General features: G+C 36.6%; 20 protein-coding genes and 1 pseudogene. 16 read left to right on the top strand and 5 right to left on the bottom strand.

Annotated elements, in window-relative coordinates; all coding sequences use genetic code 11:
- The first annotated feature begins 413 nt into the window (after positions 1-413).
- Positions 414-818 carry a ComEA family DNA-binding protein gene (locus tag CTN01_RS17365; protein WP_244155945.1) on the top strand — a complete coding sequence of 135 codons (405 nt, stop codon included), beginning with the start codon at positions 414-416 and terminating at the stop codon, positions 816-818.
- Positions 819-910: 92 nt separating this feature from the next.
- On the opposite strand, the gene CTN01_RS17360 is transcribed toward CTN01_RS17365, so the two are convergent.
- The gene (locus tag CTN01_RS17360; RefSeq protein ID WP_107188295.1) at positions 911-2014 is read right to left on the bottom strand and encodes a nucleotidyltransferase family protein; all 1104 of its coding nucleotides are present in this window, start codon (positions 2012-2014) and stop codon (positions 911-913) included.
- Positions 2015-2272: 258 nt separating this feature from the next.
- Between CTN01_RS17360 and cobU the strand changes: the two genes are divergently transcribed.
- The 7 genes and pseudogenes from cobU to CTN01_RS23200 all read left to right on the top strand — a co-directional run.
- Positions 2273-2827, top strand: coding sequence for a bifunctional adenosylcobinamide kinase/adenosylcobinamide-phosphate guanylyltransferase (gene cobU / locus CTN01_RS17355; protein WP_045147353.1), 555 nt, complete (start codon positions 2273-2275; stop codon positions 2825-2827).
- Between the two features lie 15 nt (positions 2828-2842).
- Positions 2843-3469, top strand: a complete 627-nt coding sequence (locus CTN01_RS17350; RefSeq protein WP_045147352.1) for a histidine phosphatase family protein — start codon at positions 2843-2845, stop codon at positions 3467-3469.
- 36 nt (positions 3470-3505) lie between these two features.
- Entirely contained in the window at positions 3506-4972 is a 1467-nt protein-coding gene (locus CTN01_RS17345) for a cobyric acid synthase (RefSeq protein WP_045147350.1), read from the top strand.
- Positions 4973-5715: 743 nt separating this feature from the next.
- Positions 5716-6195, top strand: a complete 480-nt coding sequence (locus tag CTN01_RS17340) for a hypothetical protein (protein ID WP_045147349.1) — start codon at positions 5716-5718, stop codon at positions 6193-6195.
- 323 nt (positions 6196-6518) lie between these two features.
- Positions 6519-6716, top strand: coding sequence for a histidine phosphatase family protein (locus CTN01_RS23125; protein WP_252856900.1), 198 nt, complete (start codon positions 6519-6521; stop codon positions 6714-6716).
- On the top strand, positions 6640-6861 hold the full coding sequence (locus tag CTN01_RS23120; RefSeq protein ID WP_252856901.1) for a histidine phosphatase family protein: 222 nt from the start codon (positions 6640-6642) through the stop codon (positions 6859-6861). Before CTN01_RS23125 ends, CTN01_RS23120 begins: the two co-directional genes overlap by 77 nt.
- Positions 6846-6983, top strand: a pseudogene (locus CTN01_RS23200) (integrase); the annotation flags it as partial. The gene CTN01_RS23120 and the pseudogene CTN01_RS23200, both read left to right, overlap by 16 nt.
- A 298-nt stretch (positions 6984-7281) precedes the next feature.
- Here CTN01_RS23200 and CTN01_RS17325 read toward each other — a convergent pair.
- Together CTN01_RS17325 and CTN01_RS17320 are read right to left on the bottom strand one after the other, a co-directional pair.
- Positions 7282-10263 carry an Ig-like domain-containing protein gene (locus tag CTN01_RS17325; RefSeq protein ID WP_045147347.1) on the bottom strand — a complete coding sequence of 994 codons (2982 nt, stop codon included), beginning with the start codon at positions 10261-10263 and terminating at the stop codon, positions 7282-7284.
- 965 nt (positions 10264-11228) lie between these two features.
- Positions 11229-11510, bottom strand: coding sequence for a hypothetical protein (locus tag CTN01_RS17320; protein ID WP_045186049.1), 282 nt, complete (start codon positions 11508-11510; stop codon positions 11229-11231).
- 381 nt (positions 11511-11891) lie between these two features.
- On the opposite strand from CTN01_RS17320, the gene CTN01_RS17315 reads away from it, so the two are divergent.
- From CTN01_RS17315 to CTN01_RS17300, 4 genes are all read left to right on the top strand, one after another.
- Positions 11892-12497 carry a histidine phosphatase family protein gene (locus CTN01_RS17315; RefSeq protein ID WP_045147345.1) on the top strand — a complete coding sequence of 202 codons (606 nt, stop codon included), beginning with the start codon at positions 11892-11894 and terminating at the stop codon, positions 12495-12497.
- Between the two features lie 507 nt (positions 12498-13004).
- A complete protein-coding gene (locus tag CTN01_RS17310; protein WP_005364938.1) occupies positions 13005-13280 on the top strand; it encodes a hypothetical protein in 276 nt (91 codons plus the stop codon).
- Positions 13281-13469: 189 nt separating this feature from the next.
- Positions 13470-14399 carry an SPFH domain-containing protein gene (locus tag CTN01_RS17305; protein WP_005364939.1) on the top strand — a complete coding sequence of 310 codons (930 nt, stop codon included), beginning with the start codon at positions 13470-13472 and terminating at the stop codon, positions 14397-14399.
- A complete protein-coding gene (locus CTN01_RS17300; RefSeq protein WP_080896140.1) occupies positions 14396-14845 on the top strand; it encodes an NfeD family protein in 450 nt (149 codons plus the stop codon). Before CTN01_RS17305 ends, CTN01_RS17300 begins: the two co-directional genes overlap by 4 nt.
- Before the next feature lie 30 nt (positions 14846-14875).
- Here the strand turns inward: CTN01_RS17300 and CTN01_RS17295 are convergent, their stop codons facing one another.
- Positions 14876-16159 carry a winged helix-turn-helix domain-containing protein gene (locus CTN01_RS17295; protein WP_045147343.1) on the bottom strand — a complete coding sequence of 428 codons (1284 nt, stop codon included), beginning with the start codon at positions 16157-16159 and terminating at the stop codon, positions 14876-14878.
- Positions 16160-16495: 336 nt separating this feature from the next.
- Positions 16496-16948, bottom strand: a complete 453-nt coding sequence (locus CTN01_RS17290) for a DUF3069 domain-containing protein (protein WP_045147342.1) — start codon at positions 16946-16948, stop codon at positions 16496-16498.
- A 236-nt stretch (positions 16949-17184) separates the two neighbouring features.
- Between CTN01_RS17290 and CTN01_RS17285 the strand changes: the two genes are divergently transcribed.
- From CTN01_RS17285 to CTN01_RS17270, 4 genes are all read left to right on the top strand, one after another.
- Positions 17185-18159, top strand: coding sequence for a GGDEF domain-containing response regulator (locus tag CTN01_RS17285; protein ID WP_045147341.1), 975 nt, complete (start codon positions 17185-17187; stop codon positions 18157-18159).
- Positions 18160-18346: 187 nt separating this feature from the next.
- Positions 18347-19006, top strand: a complete 660-nt coding sequence (locus tag CTN01_RS17280; protein WP_045147598.1) for a YceH family protein — start codon at positions 18347-18349, stop codon at positions 19004-19006.
- Positions 19007-19130: 124 nt separating this feature from the next.
- Positions 19131-19439, top strand: a complete 309-nt coding sequence (locus CTN01_RS17275; RefSeq protein WP_045147339.1) for a GIY-YIG nuclease family protein — start codon at positions 19131-19133, stop codon at positions 19437-19439.
- Positions 19440-19621: 182 nt separating this feature from the next.
- Positions 19622-20161: a YaeQ family protein gene (locus CTN01_RS17270; RefSeq protein ID WP_045127524.1), complete on the top strand. Its 540-nt coding sequence runs from the start codon at positions 19622-19624 to the stop codon at positions 20159-20161.
- Positions 20162-20222: the final 61 nt, after the last annotated feature.

Raw genomic sequence — 20222 nt, 5'->3', positions numbered from 1 at the left:
ACCACTTAGTAATGAATAATTGTAATAATTATAACAAGATCGCATAACCCAACACTACATTGAACAGAAATTAAACAACATGCTATGTTTCTTTACTGTATATATAAATTGTTATAAAAAACATATAGATAAATCTAAAAGTAAAAGGGAGTGAGGGGTTTTATTGATGGTTAAAGCCGTAAAGGTGGATAAAAAACGCTGATTTAAACGCTTTATGATGTTTTATTTTATTTTTTTGCATCAATCGTCTTTAATTTACACAGGATTATTTATAAAGGATTTTTCTTATGTTTAAAAAATTATTGTTAACACTTGCGTTTATTTTGCCATTTACATCTCAGGCTGCCACAACCGATACCACTAAGCTTATAAAGAAATGTGAAACCAAATATAAGGCAGATAAGTAGAAAAAAATGGATTGTATTACCAAGGTGAAGAAGTCTGCGAAGAAAGAAGCAGATAAAGCCAAAAAGGCATCTTCATCTAAAGTAACAGATACTAAAAAAGATCTTAAGGCAACATCATCAAAGCTTGATAGTAAAAAAGATACCGCTAAAAAATCAGTAACAGGTAGTAAAAAAGCGACCACGACAAAGTCAAAAACAGCAGTGAAAAAACAGCTTAAAGCCGTTAATGTAAATACCGCTTCTGCCTCAGAGCTTGCTGCATCACTTCCTGGCATTGGTGAAGCAAAAGCGAAAGCGATTGTTGACTATCGTAAAAAGAATGGCAAATTTAAAACGAGTAAAGATTTAGAAAAGGTAACTGGGCTTGGCGAAAAAAGCGTTGGTTCAATGAAGAAATACTTAAAGTTCTAAAGTAGATCTTTGCTCTAAACCTCTTGAACCACCTAAACTACTTATTAGTTGAAAGTGTTTAAGAGGTTTGTTATTGATGAAAGGGAAAAATATTAGTAAATAATTTCTTCATCTTCCTCATGGGGCATCAAATTAAGTACGCTTCGTTTAATAATGTGCGGCACAATAACATAAATTGGCATTCGCTTTAAACGGCCCCGAAAGCGTAATGATTTCACAGCAAAACGGTAATTAGAGTTTTGGTGTTTAGGAAAAGCATTATTGATAACTTCAGTAAACCTTTCTTTATAAAGCCAGAAAATTGCGCGCTGGTATTGTGATTGATTTAAAAATTGCTGCATGTTGCTAGGAATCAGTAAATCGAATAATTCATGACATAACGATAGTGCAAGATAAAGGCTAGTATCTTTTCCTATTTGTTGGTGCAGTTGAATTAAGTTATGCCAGAATAATCGCTGTTGGCCATAATGCTGAAATTGTAAATTTAAGTCATATATATCACGTAAGCCATGATGAAAATCAACTTGATTAAATAGCATGATAGCCTGATGAAGTACCATTGCATCAGGAGATAAAAGCGTGGCAGGGTGAGCAACACTTGGAGATGTATGATGGTGAAGTAAAGGTGCTTCTTTTAATTTATGGATTAGCGTTTTAGGTAATAGATGATAATGAATAGCTAGCTCAGTTCGTCTTTCTTTATGAACTAACGGAGTAGTTTGCTGAGACCATCGACAATAGAAAGTTTCCTCATAGTCGGTTATATGTTTATAACGCCATCCATTATTTAACAACTGTTGTAAAACCGCATCAACAAATGACTTGGAAATTAATATCTCAATATTGTTTTTAACCCTCCCTGAAAATGCCTCGACTTCAGAAAGTTGTAATGCGCTACCTCTAATATAGCGCCATGACGGTAATATACCGTGAAGCTGTTTGGTTAACTCCTGATGTTCAAATTCTAATGATTGTTTTTGTTTTTCATAACTATGAAAGCCTGAAATTAACTGTTGTTGGAAGAAAAGAGGAAGATCTTGCCAAATCTCATTACGTTCACAGGTCTTTTTTAATTGTCCAAGCAAGGATAGATATCGAGCTTCAGTAATAATTTGGTAGAGAGATTTTGAATCTAAAGAAAGTAAAACCGTTGGAAGTCTCAACACATCAATAAGTCTTACTTGTTGAGAAATCATAATTCCTCCCTGAACGGTTGTTTAATTCATAATCTAATTATTAGTCCTTAATAATAAAAATCAAATTTAGTCATAATGAAATATGATTTTTATTGTTATGTAATCTTAAAATTAAGACATTTTGGGCTTCTATTGCTGCCATTTAAAATGTGGTGATAGCAAATATTTTCTATTCATGCTCATAACTGTGAAATGTCACAATACAGAATAGTATTAATAAGTTAACATTCTGTATTTTAAATAATTAATAGGTTTGCCATGCATGTAAAGCCTTTGGTGGGTACAGAACTGATCCTTGGTGGTGCACGTTCTGGTAAAAGCCGTTTAGCTGAACAACTCGCAGAACAATCTGGCTTGATTGTTAAATATGTAGCAACAGCAACCGCTTGTGATAATGAAATGGCTGAACGCATTCTAAGTCATAAACAGCAACGTCCTTCTCAGTGGATGCTGATTGAAGAGTCTTATAATTTGGCAAATATTATTCGTGAACATAGTAACAATCAGACATGCTTACTGATTGATTGTTTAACGTTATGGTTAAATAACTGTTTATTTCAACCTATTGGTAAACATTCATGGCAACAGGCAAAAGCAGACTTTTTACATGCTATTAGTGAAGCAGAAGGGCATATTATTTTAGTGAGTAATGAAGTAGGGCAAGGAATAGTGCCGCTAGGTGAGGTTTCTCGCCAATTTGTCGATGAGAGTGGTTGGCTGCATCAAGCGATTGCGAAACAATCTGCAAGGGTAATATTTGTAACTGCTGGTATACCACAAGTATTAAAAGGCCCGACACTAAGCGTTACATAATCGAACGAGGTTCTAATGGCAAAGATAACCCAAATAGATATTTTACGGCATGGTTTACCTGAAGGTGATAATTGCTTACGAGGTCACACTGACTTTGTTCTAACTGAACAAGGTTTTGAGCAAATGAAGATGGCTATCGAAAATCTAAATGAACTTGATTGTGTTATTAGTTCATCATTGCAACGTTGCTCTTCATTTGCCGACTTTATAGCACAAAAATTTACGATTAATGCTTTGCATAGCGATAGTTGGCGAGAAATGGATTTTGGAGATTGGGATGGGTTAACGCGTCAGCAGTTAGTTGAACAACTTGGTGATGATATTGATCATTATTGGCACGATCCATGGCACGTCTGTGAAGACGGAACAGCACCGCATAATGGCGAAACGCTAGAGCAGTTTGATATTCGGATAAAGCGAGCTTGGCAAGCCTTGCTAACACAGCATAAAGGGCAAAAAATCCTATTAGTTACTCATTCTGGCGTAATGCGACAGCTGTTACGTCTATTACTTGAAATGCCTCGTAACACCACTTACCTTCATCGCATCCATTTACCTTATGCCGCCAGAATGCGTATTACTGTCTATCATGATGACCAACAAGATTGGCCTCAGTTACAATGGCCGCCATTTTGTGATTAATTACAATATCTTTAACAGGATTGAATAAAATCAAACATGGATAAAATAACGAAAACAACACGAACATTAATGGTTCAAGGTACAACGTCAGATGCAGGAAAAAGTGTACTTGTTGCTGGTATATGCCGTGTACTTGCACGTAAGGGAGTTCGTGTTGCGCCATTTAAATCACAAAATATGGCGCTTAATAGTGCTGTAACGAAAGATGGCGGCGAAATTGGTCGAGCACAAGCCGTACAAGCTTTCGCTTGTGGTATCGAGCCCACCGTTCATATGAATCCAGTGTTATTAAAACCCAATACGGATATTGGAGCCCAAGTTATCGTTCAGGGCAAGGCGTTGGAAGATATGGATGCTATAGGCTATAACAGCTACAAGAAAGTTGTTATGAAGCCTATATTAGAATCTTTCCAGCGTCTGACGGGAGAATATGATGCGGTGATCATAGAAGGTGCTGGTAGTCCTGCTGAAATAAATCTGCGTGAAAATGATGTTGCCAACATGGGCTTTGCTGAAGAAGCGGATGTTCCCGTGATTATTGTTGCTGATATCGATAGAGGAGGGGTATTTGCACATCTATATGGCACATTAGCCCTGTTATCTGAATCTGAACAAGTGCGAGTGAAAGGCTTTGTTATAAATAGATTTAGAGGAGATATTAAATTATTAGAATCAGGGCTCGATTGGCTTGAGCAAAAAACAGGTAAACCAGTTATTGGTGTGTTGCCTTATCTGCATGGACTAATGTTAGAGGCTGAAGATGCCATTGACGTTCAACAAATAGATGCAGAAGATAATTCTATTACGGTTGTTGTTCCTGTGTTTCCACGTATTAGTAATCATACTGACTTTGATCCGTTGCGCATGCACCCACAGGTCAACCTTCAATTTATTGGTAAAGGACAAACGATACCGCCAGCGGATTTAATTATCTTACCGGGCTCTAAAAGTGTACGCAGCGATCTAGATTATCTACGATCTCAAAATTGGGATAAACAGATACAACGTCATTTGCGTTTCGGTGGCAAATTGATGGGAATATGTGGCGGTTATCAAATGCTTGGTGAGTTAATTTCAGATCCTTATGGCATTGAAGGGGAAAGTGGAAATACACAAGGGCTTGGTTATTTACCTATAACGACTGAAATTAAGCAGCATAAGCAACTTAAGCAAGTTTCTGGCTCCTTAACATTAACCGCGAATAATACCGTCGCTGTCACAGGCTATGAGATCCATGCGGGGGTTACGGCTGTTGAAACAGAGCAAGATGCACCTATTAAACTCACCGATGGAGAGGATGGTATTTTAGGTGTAGGTAACCAAGTTTTTGGTACGTATTTACATGGGATCTTTGAACAGCATTCAGCTTGTAATGAAATCTTAGCTTGGGCTGGTTTAACAGATATCCGAACTTTTGATTTTCAAAAAACTAAAGAAGATGGAATTAACATGATTGCTGATGCAGTAGAGCAGTATTTAGATTTAAATAAATTAGGGTTTTAGTTAGTCGAATCTCAAGGTTAGTCATCAATATATTATATTGGCATTGGTTTATTTATTGCTGGAATAAGCTGTATATATAAACGCTATCATTAAGTTATATTAAGTAACGTACGTATTTATAATATTAGATACGTACATTATTTTTATTTAAATAAAAGTATGAAAACACGAAACGTACAGCTTACTGACTGACGCTGCAGTTACTAGGATATTGTAAAGATATAACATCGAGTAGTGATTTAATGGTTTTGTTGAATAGCTAACCCCTTCCTTTAAAAATTAATAGTATTAACCATAAATATTGCTTTAGAGAATTTAGTATTATGTTTTTCAATATATTTCTAGTCTAAACATGAAGTTATGCTATTGAGAAACCTTAAAAGAATTCACAATTAAGTAAGTAATTTGATTACTTAGTTGTTATTTTGTGCGGTTAATCTCTCATAAATTAAATGAAATTTAAATTGATTGTTTTGCGATAAGGGGCAAGTTTAAGTATGTAATAGTAATATTGAATAGAGGTTAAGGTGATATAACTCTCAATTTTTTACAATTCAATGTCTATTTATAATATTAATTACCTTATAGATTGGTAATAAAATACATAAAGTATGTATAAAAATTTCATGTTTAGCTTTAATGGCTTCAATGATTCTTTTGATGACGCATAACATTGCTGTTAAACTGATTCAAAAGGACGTTCTTCTTTATATTGTGGCTGTTATTGATGTTAAAGGAATAATATGAGTAAGCTGGTATGTATCGCATCTTTATTAATGATGATGTGTTCATTAAATGTGAAAGCAGAGGATTGGAACTCATCAAGTATTGACGGACATTATGTTTTATCTGCATTGATCACGCCACCAGAAATCGGTGATAAAAAGTTATTCTTTAAACTATACAAAGCGAAATATAACAACAATGGCTTTGAGCGTTTTTTAAGTCAATGTAATATTCAAGGTCTTAATGGTACTGTGTCTATGGTCATTAATGGCAAAAAGATTGAAATGGAAAAGCACTGTAAGCGAAATGAAGATAATTTGAATTACTGGGCTTATACACCTAAAACTAATAATGATTTAACCTTTGTTGTATCTCAATTTAGAAATACAGAATTCGTAGACATAGAAAAAACATTTGTTAATGTTTATAAGCAAAAAGATGATTTGTTTTTTCATATATCAACACAGCGTTTCAGTGATATCTGGATGAGCCGCTAGATGAAGCTATGCCATATGCAAGGGAGAAGGTTTGCTTACTATTCTCCCTCTATTTCCTATCTTCTTCTACATATATTTAAGTAGTCTTAAAATTTAAAAATTTGTTTTGTGACACCCTCTCAAGGACGAGTTGTCTTGATATACATAGACGATACTTTTAATTTAATTCAGTTAGACTTTTAATTCGTTCTCATGTCTGCAAGCCAAGCCACTCTCGCTGTATCTGTTAGGTTATATTTTATACTTCTTAAGTATAAAAAATGTATTCAACTTGTCGTCAGGTAATAAGTGGTGTAATTTCTTATCATCGCAAGGGGAATACAATGTCAAAAAGCATTTATCTATTACGTCATGGTCAAACAACGTTTAACGCTCAACAACGCTTACAAGGACATTGTAACTCAGGCTTGACGGAATTAGGAAAAGAACAAGCATCCATGATTGGTGCATCTATCAATCGAAAAATTGGTAATAAAAAAACATTGGGCTGTTTATTGCAGTCCACTCGGAAGAGCGATTGAAACAGCCAAAATAGTTTGCGAAGAGTTAGGAATAGATAGCAATTTAATAACGACTGACGAGCGCTTAAAAGAGTTTAATTTAGGTGACTGGGAAAAATGTTTTATTCCTGATTTAGTCCAGAATAATCCGAGATCGCACAATTAATCAGCGACACCTACCAACTTCGTTATCAAGTTTTCTTTCTTACTCTCTATTCGATGGGGCTGCGCCTCGGAGTAGGCTTAAACCTTACAGTGAATGACATCGATGATAAGATCATGCTCGTTGAAGGCTTCTTCAATCCAAGAAGAAACCATGGTACAAATTGAGGGCTGTCTCCAGTCGAATACGAAAGACAGATTCTCTTAATTAAAGCCTCAAAATCCATATTTAATCGTGATGAGTGCTTGACTCTTTTATAACAAGAGTGAAGCGAACAAACGGCAGTTTGGATGATGACGAATATAGAGCAATTAATAAAAACAAGAATCCCAGTGAATACTGAAATTTTGGGAGGCGGGCTATGAGTGAAAAATACCATTAATTGATTGAAAAAGGCGGTCTTGGCCGCCTTATTTCATCGCTCTAATCTGCGATACAGGTCATCAAGCCTAAATCTTGTGCCTGAGGATTATTATTGTTCGTCAGTTGGCGCAGGTGAATTAAATGCTTTGTTAGTGGAGTTTTAGCAAAGTATTCATAAGTTAAAGGCCAATATTGACTAAACTGCTGTTGTGTATTGGCAAAGTTAATCAACTGCAAGTCATCCGGCACATGCCAAGTGTTTTTTCCTGCAATCGCAAAGTGATTTAATAAGACACACCAATATTTAGCGCGAGGACGGGAGTGGTTTTCATCAATCACATGAAATACCGGGAAGTCAATGCCATGCTCTGTCATCACATCAGCATAAGTCCATGGTGTCATCACGTTCACAGGCTGCTCTTTTGTATAACCTAGAGCTTTGATCAAAGATAACGACGGTGAAGCGCTAAAGAGATTACCATCATCATCGTGGCTTGTATGAATGCAAGAAGCCGCTTGATTTTCTTGAAGTTGTCCTTGTGGGCATTGCGCTAATTTCTTTGACCATATGTTAATATGACTTTGTTGTGTATTGAATGTTGCATTAATTCTGGTTGGCGCACTGTCATGATGTCCCTTGATCATACCTGTGTCTGAGACACTGATTCTTGATTGATCATTAGAACTCCATGTGACTTTAGAGGTTAAATCAATTTTTTGGCCATTGCTATACTCGCCAATGGCTTGCAGTTGCATCTTGGCACCTTTAATGATAAATGTGCTTGGCGATTGAATGATTAGTGTTTGTAACTCATTGTCTTCAATGGCGATGATCAAGCGATTGCTTTGCTGTCCTGCTACTACTGCAAAGAGTTCAAATTGGCCAGCTTTCATCGCTTGTAAGTGACCCGGTTCAAACATCTGTACGATTTTATGATCAAAATACCATTTTACTTGCGAGTTTTCGATATGAACATCATTACCAAGGCTATCTTTCACCTGCAATTGTGGTACAAAGTGATCTCCAACATAATATTGAGCTTGCGTAACAGCTAACTGTACTTTATTAATCGTAGCTTGGCTGATATTCAGGGTTTTACTCGCAACATGTTGCGATCGAAACCTTGCATCAATTGTCACTTGGCCTGCTTGTTTAGCGAGTAAATGGTTACCTGTATCAAAATCACCAATCTCAGGTTGGCGACTAGTCCATGTGACTTGTTGTGACACATCAACCAAATTATCATCAGAGAATTTTGCAAAAGCTTTTATGGCCTTGTGATGACCAGCTGCAATAGTAATTGGTGCTTTATCAATGTAAAAGCTATCTACTGCAGCGTCTGTGACTTTAACGGTCAAAGGTTTTGTGTTTATTTCACCATAGCTGGCCCAAATGTCGGTGTGACCTACTGCATTAGCTTGAAAACTGCCTTGACCTGTCATCGTCAATATTTCAGGATGAGATAAATGCCAAGTGACTTTATGTGTCAGATAACGGTTTGTGCCATCATTAAATGCTGCAACAACTTTAAAACGTGTATTTGTCCCTTTAGGGATGTTGGCATAGGCTTGTTGCGCTTCAATATCTAAACTTGTGGCTTGCACCGCAGCAATATCAATGTCTATGATTTCACTTGTTTTACCTTTATAAGTCGCTTTAATGCGCGTTTTCCCAGGCTGAATGGCTTCTAATATAATATGATGTTTCATACGACTGTGATTATCTAAAATCACAAAATCGGTTTCACCGCTGATATCTTGAGATTGTCCATCATCATAGTAAGCCATGGCTTTTAATGAGGTTGTTTCACCAACTAGCATCTGGTTAGTCTTTGCCATGATTTCAATATGGGATAACTTCGCTGCCGCAACTTTAATGACCACAGGGTTGCTTTTTACGCCATTGACGGTGGCCCATATGCTGGTTTCACCAGAACTTTGTGCGGTGAGCTTGCCGTTCTCACTGATAATAACATGTCCTAAACTAGACCAAGTGATCCCTTGTGTTAAAGAATGAATGTTGCCATCTGAAAACTGTGCCTTCAGCGTTAATGGGATACTTTGACCTATGGTCAGTGTTTGCTGTGGACTACTTAAATGAAGTTGAGTGATTGCTGCTTCTTTCACCTTGATGGTTAGAGGATCTGTTTGAAAGCCAGCAAATTCACCAACAATCTCTGTTGTACCTGATTGCTTGGCAACCCACTGATTGTTTTTTTGAATGCTGATGATGTTTGGATCAGCCACTTGCCAGTTGATATCGTTCGTGATATCAAGAATACTTTGATTGTCATAAATGCTATTAACTTTAACTTGCTGACTGGTGCCTTTACTCATAGTGCTATCAAATGCAACTAGCTGTAATTGAGTGATTTTAGGTGCAAGTATGATTATTTTTTGTGTGACCTCAAAGCCTGCAAATAAGGCACTGATCTCTGCGACGCCACTATCAAGCGCTGAAATGACACCTTGTTCGCTTATATCGATTAATTCAGGGGTGGATGTTTGCCAATCAATATCTTTGTCAATGCTTTCATGTTGTTGATCACTTAGGGTAGCAATGACATGGGCTTGCTGCGTGCTGCCAAGTTGCATAGTCTCCATCGCCAACTCTATCGACAGCTGTTGGATACTGGCATAGGTGATCATCAGCGGTAAAGGCTCACTTTGAATGCCTTGCCAACGAGCAGTGACGAGAGTTTCACCTTCACGTACAGCTGTGATTGTGTTATCTAAACCAAAATAAGCCACATCAGCTTCAGAGCTCTGCCAAATAACATTTTGGGTAATATCTGCTAGATGTCCATCTGAATAATGTCCTTCAGCTTGAAAAGACAATGAGAGTCCTTTGTTTAGAGACAACTGTTGTTGGGCAAAAGTCGTTTTTTTGGCAGTGATATAAATCTCATCGAGTTGATGCTCCACAATCGGCGGAATATCTGGGGTGGTTTTTTTATCTGGTGTGGAATTGTCACCAGAGTCGCCACAACCTACAAGGCAGATCATGAAAAATAAAGCGGTAAAAACTAAACCTTTATTCATTGTTAACCTGAAAAATAATAAGTCACTGAGTACCTTGAAAGAAAAGAGCGAAGCATTATATACATTAGTTCTATATTAGCAATTTTTCAATAACCCGAGGCTGCTTGGGCTTTTTTGAGGACTTGCTCGCCTAATTCTATGATGACATTCGAAAAAATTAGCCTCTCAATCAGACTCCCATCACTCGCAATCTTCCCCAAATTCACGCGCATAGATAGAAATCGTCTTTAACAAGGCCTCTTTTACATCTTGGGTTCGGCTCAGTGCCCCTTGCAACTGACTTTCGTCATTTTCCTTTTGTTGCTGTATTTGTTTAAGTGTGTCATCTCGAACCCATCGTCTTAACGGAGATTCAGCAATACCCGCTTGTATAGAAAGTTTCTTAATACAGGCCTTATTTTTAAGGCAAGCATGGTTTTGTTGACGCGCTCATTAAATCGTCAATTTTGATTTGAGCGTGTCTTCCTTTACCCTTGCCATCTATCTTCGTATCTAGCTCAATACTCATGCCTTACAAATACAACGAATCCAGACGCTATTACATCAAAAAGCATACCTATCGGTGTAAACTAATTATGCAAAATATAACTAAATTCTTCGTGATCGTGGACGCATTGATATCTGATTATCTGACGACATCATGGAGAACAGGCAAAATGATCAACGATCTTACGATGGCACAGGGTCATCTCCAAATACCCAGACAGTACGTTCATAGATTTTTTGTTTGTAGTATTAGTTCTATTAGGTCAAAAACTAGTCGACTGTGATTGTAGACTTTTTGGTGAAACCAATTTCGAGGCATTTCTGAGGTAGTCGTGGAAGCTAGCTCGAATGTGAACAAAGTAAGTTAGAAAGTCTGAACGATATGGTAGGGAATAGAATGATTAATTGAATTACCGATAATTAGATTAATACCATTTAATTTAATATATTTACTTGGTAGTGGCTCAATAAATAACGTGTTATTGAGCCATCAAACTATTCATTAAATAATTGGCGTCTTTTTGTATTGTTGTTAACTTTTTATTAAAGTAGTCAATATCGCCTGTTTTAAGATTCTTAATGTATGGGAACATTGATAATCGACCTTGTTCATAAATTTTTTTCCATTGCTCATCAGTACGTTTATAGGCTTTGATACGATAGTCTAAGTATTTACTAAAAGGAGCCATGTAAAGGTAACTATACTCGCTATCAAACTTTAGGTTCTCTACTGGGAAGCCTGGATCTACATATCTTAACACTACATATCTTCTATTAGATTCCGACCTGCACAGAAATTACTATCTCTTATTAGGACTATGCTTAGTTCAATTCACCTTTACAATCGAAGATATTTACCACATTCAATGAATTTTACACTTTGAGTGATACATAACATATAAGTGGCCTTAAGATTAATAAATTGTTGTTGTGATATCTCCTTAAGGGTAATTCTCTTGACCTATACAAACGGTAGCTTTCATTTAGATAAGTAAGACTTTCAAATCATTCTTGTGTTTGTAAACTAAGCCACTCTCTTTGTATTTATTACTCAAGGTTATACTTTATAAGTATTAAAGGGGTATTCAACTTGTCGTAAGGTAATAAGTGGTGTAATTTCCTCTAATCGCAAGGGGAATACAATGTCAAAAAGCATTTATCTATTACGCCATGGTCAAACAACGTTTAACGCTCAACAACGCTTACAAGGACATTGTAACTCAGGCTTGACGGAATTAGGAAAAGAACAAGCATCCATGATTGGTGCATCTATCAATCGAAAAATTGGTAATAAAAAGCATTGGGCTGTTTATTGCAGTCCACTTGGTAGAGCAATTGAAACAGCTAACATAGTCTGTAAAGAGTTAGGAATAGATAGCAATTTAATAACGACTGATGAGCGCTTAAAAGAGTTTAATTTAGGTGACTGGGAAAAATGTTTTATACCTGATTTAGTCCAGAATAATCCGAAGCTATTGAGTCATCGTGATTGGTATCTATCTGCGCCAAATAGTGAATCATATGAATCAGTTGTATATCGAATTAAAGATTTTTTGCATGATGACTTAATTCCAGATCATCTCATTGTTGTTTCGCATGGACTGACAGGTGCAGTGTTTAGAGGAGTGTATGCCGCCATGAGTTACAGTGAAACCTTTGAACAAGATTTGCCACAAAATGCATATTTTTTATTGGCAGATCATAAAATTAGCCGCATACAGTGTGAAGTATCAGTTGAAGCTGTATAAAAATGATACATACTCGCTGTTTGTTATTGCTTTTATAAAATTTAAAGTGCTATAGTTTTATAGCTTTAAGCGACGGCTTGAAGCGGGGAGTGCAGAGAATAATAGTATTCAGCGACTATAATCTGGCTTATCACGGGTTGTGCCGACCTAACTTGCGGTGACGTTAAGTTAGGACATCGCCGACATGGCGGGATTAGGGTTCAATGAGATCGGAGCTGACTCATTGTTGTAGGTATTCCAAAGTCCTACCTCCCACCTTCAATAGAAATATGCTCTTTATAGTTTGTATTATCACTAACGTTCTTTTGTAAGTTTCAGTTTTCGTTAGAGAAGATGTAGATTGTGAACAATAGGTTATATGTTCATCCTCGGTTCATCTTCAGTCAGTTAATTTAGTTGTAAGCTAAAAATAACTGCTACGTGAGAGTGCAGATCAGTTTAGAAAGAAAATAGTAACAAACGAGTTAGCTATTGTTCTATCTAAATATTATAGAGAGAGGCTTAGCCATGAAAAATTTACTTACTGGTTTTGTTGCTGTAGTTATTGGATTATTTACTATTTCATTTGCTGCGATAATGGCTCTTTTGATGGGCGTCGTAGCATTAATTGCAAAACCATTTATTAAACGCAAATTAGCATCGGAAGGTGTTCAATTTGAAGAGCGTACTTTTAGTGAAGGTTTTGCTGGACGAGATCGAAAAGTTGACACGGATTACCGTCAACAATCAGCACATACTGTGATTGATGGTGAATTTGAAGATGTAACTATGCGTAAATGTTAAATAAGTAGCAATCATCAATACAGAATAAATACAAAATTAAACGCCAAATGTTTATTCATTTGGCGTTTAGTTTTTCTAGTCTATTACGATTTACTTTTCTCTTTTAACCATGTCTCATTTTTTGTGTGTTGATGCATATTTACTTACCCCGATGGTACAATGTTTCAACGCTAATTAGGGAGAGAAGCTATGCCATACGATTCGTTAATTACCATTGCTATATTTATTTTTGTTGCGATAGTCATTATTGCATCAAGTGTTAAAACTGTTACTCAGGGATCTGAATGGACAGTAGAACGTTTTGGGCGCTATACCAAAACACTTCGCCCAGGTCTAAACTTGATTATTCCTTTTATTGATAAAGTCGGTAATAAAGTGAATATGATGGAGCGAGTGTTAGATATTCCTGCTCAAGAAGTTATTTCTCGTGATAATGCTTCAGTAACAATTGATGCGGTTTGTTTTATTCAAGTGTTCGATGCGGCAAAAGCGGCGTATGAAGTATCAGATCTTGAACTCGCTATTCGTAATCTGACGTTAACGAATATGCGTACGGTGTTGGGCTCCATGGAGCTTGATGAAATGTTATCGCAACGAGATACCATTAATAGCCGTCTACTCACAATTGTCGATCAAGCAACTAATCCGTGGGGTATTAAGATCACACGTATTGAAATAAAAGACGTACAACCGCCTACAGATTTAACCGCTGCAATGAACGCGCAGATGAAAGCTGAACGAAACAAACGTGCTGAAATTTTAGAAGCTGAAGGTGTTCGCCAAGCTGAAATTCTTCGTGCTGAAGGACAAAAGCAATCAGAAATTTTAAAAGCTGAAGGTGAAAAACAGTCAGTGATTCTACAAGCTGAGGCAAGAGAGCGTGAAGCCGAGGCCGAAGCTAAAGCAACGAAAATGGTATCAGATGCAATAGCGAACGGTGATATTAAGGCAGTTAATTACTTTGTCGCACAAGGCTATACTGAAGCACTAAAAGCGATCGGGCAGTCTGAGAATGGTAAAGTCATTATGATGCCATTAGAAACCGCGGGCTTGATGGGTTCTGTTGCTGGTATTGCCGAGTTATGGAGTAACAAAACAGATAAAGGTGGAAATGCATGATCGATTTACTAGAACAAATGAATTTCTGGCATTGGATAGCATTAGGTTTAGTGTTATTGCTACTTGAATTACTTGGCACTGCTGGGTATTTATTATGGCTTGGTATTTCAGCTGTTCTAGTCGGCGTCTTATTTATAATGTTACCTGTATCATGGCCCTTACAGTGGGTATGTTTTGCAGTATTTGCGCTATTTACCACATGGCTATGGTGGAGATACCAGCATAAAAAAGATAAGACGGATGCTTCTGTTTCAAAATTAAATCAACGTGGAGCTCAAATGGTTGGGCAAATTATTACAGTCGAAAAAGCAATGAATGCTGGAAATGGTCGATTGCAACTTGGTGATACCACATGGAGTGTTAAAACAGATGTTGATTTAGCTGAAGGGCAGAAGGTTGTGGTTGTTGATGTAGAAGGAATAACCTTAATTGTAAAACCTTCATAATAAAAAATGCGCAGAATACTGCGCATTTAATTATTTATTTGTCGAGCTCGATGAAGGGTATGAAAAAATCGCATAAGGATCTTCTTCACTGGTGCTATTCCAGACAAACCCTGTTGTGTTATCAAGCATTAGTACTAGATGAGGTTGCTCATACACTAAGTAACTGAAAAAAGGCTTATTATTTTGAAACCCTTGTTCAACTAAATTACTATGCTTTAATGCTAGTGATTTCTTTTCATCAAAATTTACACTTGGTTGATAAGACCAGTGAAACATTTCAGGTTCAATTTTCACCGTTTTCAAAAACTGAGAACTTTGATCATACAGTATTGCTTTGGCAGCACTGATAGAGAGTGGGTGAAACATGCCGCTCTCTTTCTCTTGAATAAAAGACATCATTGAATAATTAAAGATGCCGTTTTTATTTGTCGGAGTAAGAAATAGGTGCGTAACCTTTGATTGTATACCTGATTTATCAATATACGACGTGTAGGCAATAGACGTTGGTTCTTGCGTATTCTCAGTTTGAATAATTGGTGTACCGTGATAGATCTTTTTATTGTTAACGACAATATCAGCAAATGTAGACCATTCATCAGGTATTATTTTATAGCTAAAATCACTATTCTTTTTACAAACTTTATTGCTGTCTACAGTGCACCATGCCGCAGAATAAAAACTCTCTGTCTTATAAAGATAGACTCGTTGATTTTTAGTCGTAATTGTACCGTACTTATCTGTTTGTTGATTAATGATCTCTTTTACTTTACCTCGAAGATCAGCGAGATCTTCAGCATTTGACGTTATATAAGTAAAATCATTGCTACCAACTCGATCTTTATCAATTAAATAGTTTTTTGGTGAGCCAGAATAAGGATATTTCATCCAAGCGATGCCACTCACCATCACAGCTAAACTAATTGCAGAAAGAACGACTGTTTTTTTTCCGAGTTTCTTTAATGGGGATAAACGCTGAGATTCCGATAAATCAACCGTCTCTCGAGTGAATTCTCGAATTTGATAACCAACACGTGGCAATGTTTCAATAATATCACCTTTTTTTTCTTCATTCAGTTTCACGCGTAGAGCGCGAATGACTTGAAATAAAGAAGCTTCAGTTACAATGCGATCGGGCCAACCTACATTTAATAGCTCATCTTTTGTTACGGGTTTACCATAATTATCTATGAGATACGATAAAATGTATTGCTCAGATAAATTTAACTTGAGCGTAGATTCTGGTGTTTTGAGAATACCCTGGCTTTCTACATAACACACATTTGTCTGGAATCTTATCTGCTCAGTATTTGGCATCCATGAACCTCTAGCTATTGAAATCATTCAATTTTGTATAATATCACGAAGTGCTATAAAAAGTTATGTAAAACTACTGCATTAAGTTTGTGTTAACCGCTTTAAATTGTTGCAACTTGTTAATTATGCAAGGATTTTAACCGTAGAGTAGGATTAGTAAAGATGAAAATAATACAAGCAGTCAAGAATACATATTGAGCCCTTGAATATCATTTTATAAATTAGATGTTATGGTTATTTCTTTTGTTATGTTGGTTACATTCGCACTTCATTTTTCCAACAAAAAAAGGAGCAGCAAATGCTACTCCTTATGTTCTACAGTTATATATTTAATAACTATTTTTGAAAGATCATATTGAATTCACGTTTCATTGGTGGATTTTGACGTGCTTTCTTAAGTTGTTTACACATATCTTTCACACAGCTATGAAGAACTTTATCAAGCGCAGATGCTTTGTAGTCTGCTTGTTCTTCAGCACTCATGTCTTCAGGGAACTTCGTATCTTGCATTTCACTTAGGAAATCAACACCTGAGTAGCTTTGGCTTAGTGCAACTAGAGCATGAAATTGCTCAAAGTTATCTAATACATTTTGAGCACTTGCAGGTAGTGAATTCCATGCTTCGCGTGTACTTGGCTCAGAAACTTTGTAGACATTAACTAGCATATCAATAAGTTCTGTTGGTACTTTCTCAAATTTTACAACTTGACGAAGTTCTGGTGAACAGTCTTCTAGCGTAAACGTTACTTCTTCAACGATTTGCTCATCGTTTTTGTTCATCTCAGACATGGTTTTATTCCTACAGCATAAGTTTAAGGAGGTGAATCCTATATTCCTAACGTCAAATGTCAATATATCATGTCAAAAACAGTAATAAATCGATGTTTCATCTTGATGTGACTATGGTCTCATCATGCTAAATAAGCTTGTTTTTAAATTAACTATTGATCCATTGTAAGCCAATATTATATTAGGCATGTAAAATGCTTAATAATTTAGACTAAAAATACTATTAAGGTATCTAGATGGAGCCGATGCACATTTTATTAGTTGAGGATGTCTTATCTGAACGACTGTATCTTGAACTAAGATTGAAAAATCTAGGCCATGTGGTTAAAGCTTTTTCATCAGGACAGGATGCACTTAACAGTTATGCTAGCTTTGATCCTGATTTGGTGCTTTTAGATATTTGTATGCCAGATATGCAAGGCACCGAACTTGCCCAGAAAATACGTGCGTGTTTTCCTGAGTGGGTACCAATTATATTTCTGAGTGCGCATTCAGAGCCTGAACTCATCGCAGAAGCGATTGATAAAGGAGGCGATGATTATCTGACCAAGCCTGTTAATAGCATGGTGTTATCGGCTAAAATTAAAGCTATGCAACGTATATCGGTCATGAGGCGACAATTAAAACAAACTTCAATTCAGCTACAGCAAGCGAATGAGTTATTGTCACAGCAAGTCAATGAAGATGGGCTTACCACCTTAGCCAATCGTCGTTATCTCGATCAAAAATTGAGTGAGTTAGTATCCTTACATGGCCGAAATGGTTTGCCGTTAACGATTATTATGCTTGATGTCGATCACTTTAAACCTTTCAATGATCATTATGGTCATATTGAAGGAGATAATACTTTAAAGCTGTTGGCATATCAGTTAAAAGGCAAATTCAGCCGAGCGGGGGAAATTTGTGCACGATATGGTGGTGAAGAGTTCGTTATCCTTCTAAGTAATTGTAATAGTCAACAAGCGGTAAAAGAGTGTGAACGCTTAAAAGAAGCGATTACCTCTTTAGCAATTAAACATGAATATTCTGATACAGCGAAAATATTAACCGTGAGCCAAGGTGCTATTTCTTGGATACCCACTGGTTTAGAAAGTATTGAGAACTTATATCAAGAAGTTGATAAGTTACTTTATCAAGCGAAAGCAAAAGGGCGTAATCAATATATTGCTGCGGATTACCTTAATCAACCCGTTGATCAAAATGAAAACTAATATTGTGAGTTAATATAGTAAGTTATTGTTGTTTGAAAAGCAGACAAACTGTACTTTTACAGCTTGCTGTTGGCATGTAACGTGATAATCTCTTGTTAAGAACAAAAATAAAGCTTCAATGTAGTCGTTAATATATCGATATTATCTAATTTTAATGAGTTAGTTTTATAAAGGGTGAAAGATGGGCATGGAAATGAATTTAACGCAAAATCAAGCTCGCGTAATTGGTTGTATGCTTGAAAAAGAAATCACAACGCCAGATCAATACCCATTGACACTTAATGCTTTAACCACTGCATGTAATCAAAAAAGTAGCCGTGAACCTGTTATGTCACTTGACGAAGCAACGGTACTTGACACTGTTGAAGAATTAAAAGCAAAACGTATGGTTGCCGATGTCAGCAGTTTTGGTAGTCGAGTATCAAAATTTCAACATCGTTTCTGTAATACCGAGTTTGGTAGTTTACAATTTACAAAACAAGAACTCGGAGTAATGATTGTGTTATTACTTCGAGGGCCTCAAACAGCCGGTGAAGTTCGTACTCGTACCAATCGGTTATGTGAATTTACTGAAGTACGTGAAGCTGAAGCTGTGTTAACTAAACTATCAAGTGATGAGAAAGGCCCATATGTTGTAAAACTACCTCGAGAGCCAGGTAAACGCGATTGTCGTTACATGCATTTGCTAAGTGGTCAGATTGATCTTTCAGCATATGAAAGTGCAGTACAAGCTGTAACAAGTGGTTCAGGCAATAATGAACGTATTAGCCAACTTGAAAATGATGTAGAAGAATTAAAACAAAAAGTTGCTGAGTTACAGGCAATCATTACTTCATTAACTGAATAGATCTGGTTAAATGGATACGTTAAGCATTGTTTTATTGCGCTGTTAAACCATCCATGATTGAATACCCACGCGAACAGGTTCAGCATTGCTGAGCCTGTTTTTGTTTTAATGAGATGAGTATTGGATGAGTAAAGAAACGACAAAAGACGTAACACCTTGGTATGTCTATTTAATCAGAACTTCCTCTAATACGTTATATTGCGGCGTAACGACCGATATAGAACGTCGGTTTGCAGAGCATCAATACAGTAACAAAGGTGCAAAGTACCTTAAGGGAAAAGGACCACTCACATTGGCTTGGTCGCAAAAAGTAGTTAATAAGCGTGATGCTATGGTGTTTGAATATAAAATTAAAAAAACACTGACCAAAGCACGCAAAGAACGGTTAATTAAAATGAACACTGATCTTTATCTGTTATTTCCGAAAAATTAAGCCGCAGTAACATACAATTCTCATCCGTTGTAAAGCATATTGGTAACTAATTGTTTTTAAAACAGTTAGCCAAAAGGCAAAAAATTTACAGTTATACGCGCCAGAAATGGCACTAATTATGTAAGACATAACCTCAACGGAGGGCGTATAACATGCAACAGCACAATAATAAGGTTTACCATATGGCTACTAATGCCACTATTTACAAAGTACAAATGAACGTGGCAGACATGGATCGACATGTCTATTTAGATCAGCAACATACTATTGCCTGTCATCCATCAGAAACTTTACAACGTTTCATGTTACGCGTCGTTGCTTGGGGCTTAAATGCGGATCCAAACTTACAGTTTACGAAAGGTGTAAGTAGTACAGAAGAGCCTGATTTATGGACGAAAAGTTTAATTGACGATATTGAATTATGGGTTGAGCTTGGCTTGCCTGATGAGAAACGTATTCGTAAGGCGTCACATAAATCAGAGAAGGTGATTATCTTTGCTTATGGTGATAATGCAGCTTCTATTTGGTGGCAAGCAAATAAAAGTAAAATCAATGCATTAGATAATGTTTCTGTGGTCTATATTTGCGATGAAGAGTTAAAACAGCTAGAAAGTGTGGTAGAACGTACCATGCAATTACAGCTAACAATCGAAGGTGAACAGGCTTGGTTGAGTGCGGCGAATGCGAACGTAACAATCATTCCTGAATGGTGGAAGCGCTAATTTTAATTAATAAATGTTTCGCTTAACGTTGGTTGTATACGAATAATTTACGACATAACCC

This window comes from Photobacterium angustum (genome assembly GCF_003026365.1).
Classification (GTDB): domain Bacteria; phylum Pseudomonadota; class Gammaproteobacteria; order Enterobacterales; family Vibrionaceae; genus Photobacterium; species Photobacterium angustum.
Note: the sequence above shows the minus strand (reverse complement) of the source record. Positions and strands in the feature narration are given on the sequence as shown.

What these genes read in the sequence shown, in the direction of transcription:
- CTN01_RS17315 (WP_045147345.1), top strand. Translation starts at nt 11,892, where the DNA reads ATGTCAAAAAGCATTTATCTATTACGCCATGGTCAAACAACGTTTAAC.
- CTN01_RS17270 (WP_045127524.1), top strand. Translation starts at nt 19,622, where the DNA reads ATGGCTACTAATGCCACTATTTACAAAGTACAAATGAACGTGGCAGAC.
- CTN01_RS17295 (WP_045147343.1), bottom strand. Translation starts at nt 16,159, where the DNA reads ATGCCAAATACTGAGCAGATAAGATTCCAGACAAATGTGTGTTATGTA.
- CTN01_RS17345 (WP_045147350.1), top strand. Translation starts at nt 3,506, where the DNA reads ATGGATAAAATAACGAAAACAACACGAACATTAATGGTTCAAGGTACA.
- cobU (WP_045147353.1), top strand. Translation starts at nt 2,273, where the DNA reads ATGCATGTAAAGCCTTTGGTGGGTACAGAACTGATCCTTGGTGGTGCA.
- CTN01_RS17310 (WP_005364938.1), top strand. Translation starts at nt 13,005, where the DNA reads ATGAAAAATTTACTTACTGGTTTTGTTGCTGTAGTTATTGGATTATTT.
- CTN01_RS17360 (WP_107188295.1), bottom strand. Translation starts at nt 2,014, where the DNA reads ATGATTTCTCAACAAGTAAGACTTATTGATGTGTTGAGACTTCCAACG.
- CTN01_RS17290 (WP_045147342.1), bottom strand. Translation starts at nt 16,948, where the DNA reads ATGTCTGAGATGAACAAAAACGATGAGCAAATCGTTGAAGAAGTAACG.
- CTN01_RS17325 (WP_045147347.1), bottom strand. Translation starts at nt 10,263, where the DNA reads ATGAATAAAGGTTTAGTTTTTACCGCTTTATTTTTCATGATCTGCCTT.
- CTN01_RS17350 (WP_045147352.1), top strand. Translation starts at nt 2,843, where the DNA reads ATGGCAAAGATAACCCAAATAGATATTTTACGGCATGGTTTACCTGAA.
- CTN01_RS17305 (WP_005364939.1), top strand. Translation starts at nt 13,470, where the DNA reads ATGCCATACGATTCGTTAATTACCATTGCTATATTTATTTTTGTTGCG.
- CTN01_RS17280 (WP_045147598.1), top strand. Translation starts at nt 18,347, where the DNA reads ATGGAAATGAATTTAACGCAAAATCAAGCTCGCGTAATTGGTTGTATG.
- CTN01_RS23125 (WP_252856900.1), top strand. Translation starts at nt 6,519, where the DNA reads ATGTCAAAAAGCATTTATCTATTACGTCATGGTCAAACAACGTTTAAC.
- CTN01_RS17300 (WP_080896140.1), top strand. Translation starts at nt 14,396, where the DNA reads ATGATCGATTTACTAGAACAAATGAATTTCTGGCATTGGATAGCATTA.
- CTN01_RS17365 (WP_244155945.1), top strand. Translation starts at nt 414, where the DNA reads ATGGATTGTATTACCAAGGTGAAGAAGTCTGCGAAGAAAGAAGCAGAT.
- CTN01_RS17285 (WP_045147341.1), top strand. Translation starts at nt 17,185, where the DNA reads ATGGAGCCGATGCACATTTTATTAGTTGAGGATGTCTTATCTGAACGA.
- CTN01_RS17340 (WP_045147349.1), top strand. Translation starts at nt 5,716, where the DNA reads ATGAGTAAGCTGGTATGTATCGCATCTTTATTAATGATGATGTGTTCA.
- CTN01_RS17275 (WP_045147339.1), top strand. Translation starts at nt 19,131, where the DNA reads ATGAGTAAAGAAACGACAAAAGACGTAACACCTTGGTATGTCTATTTA.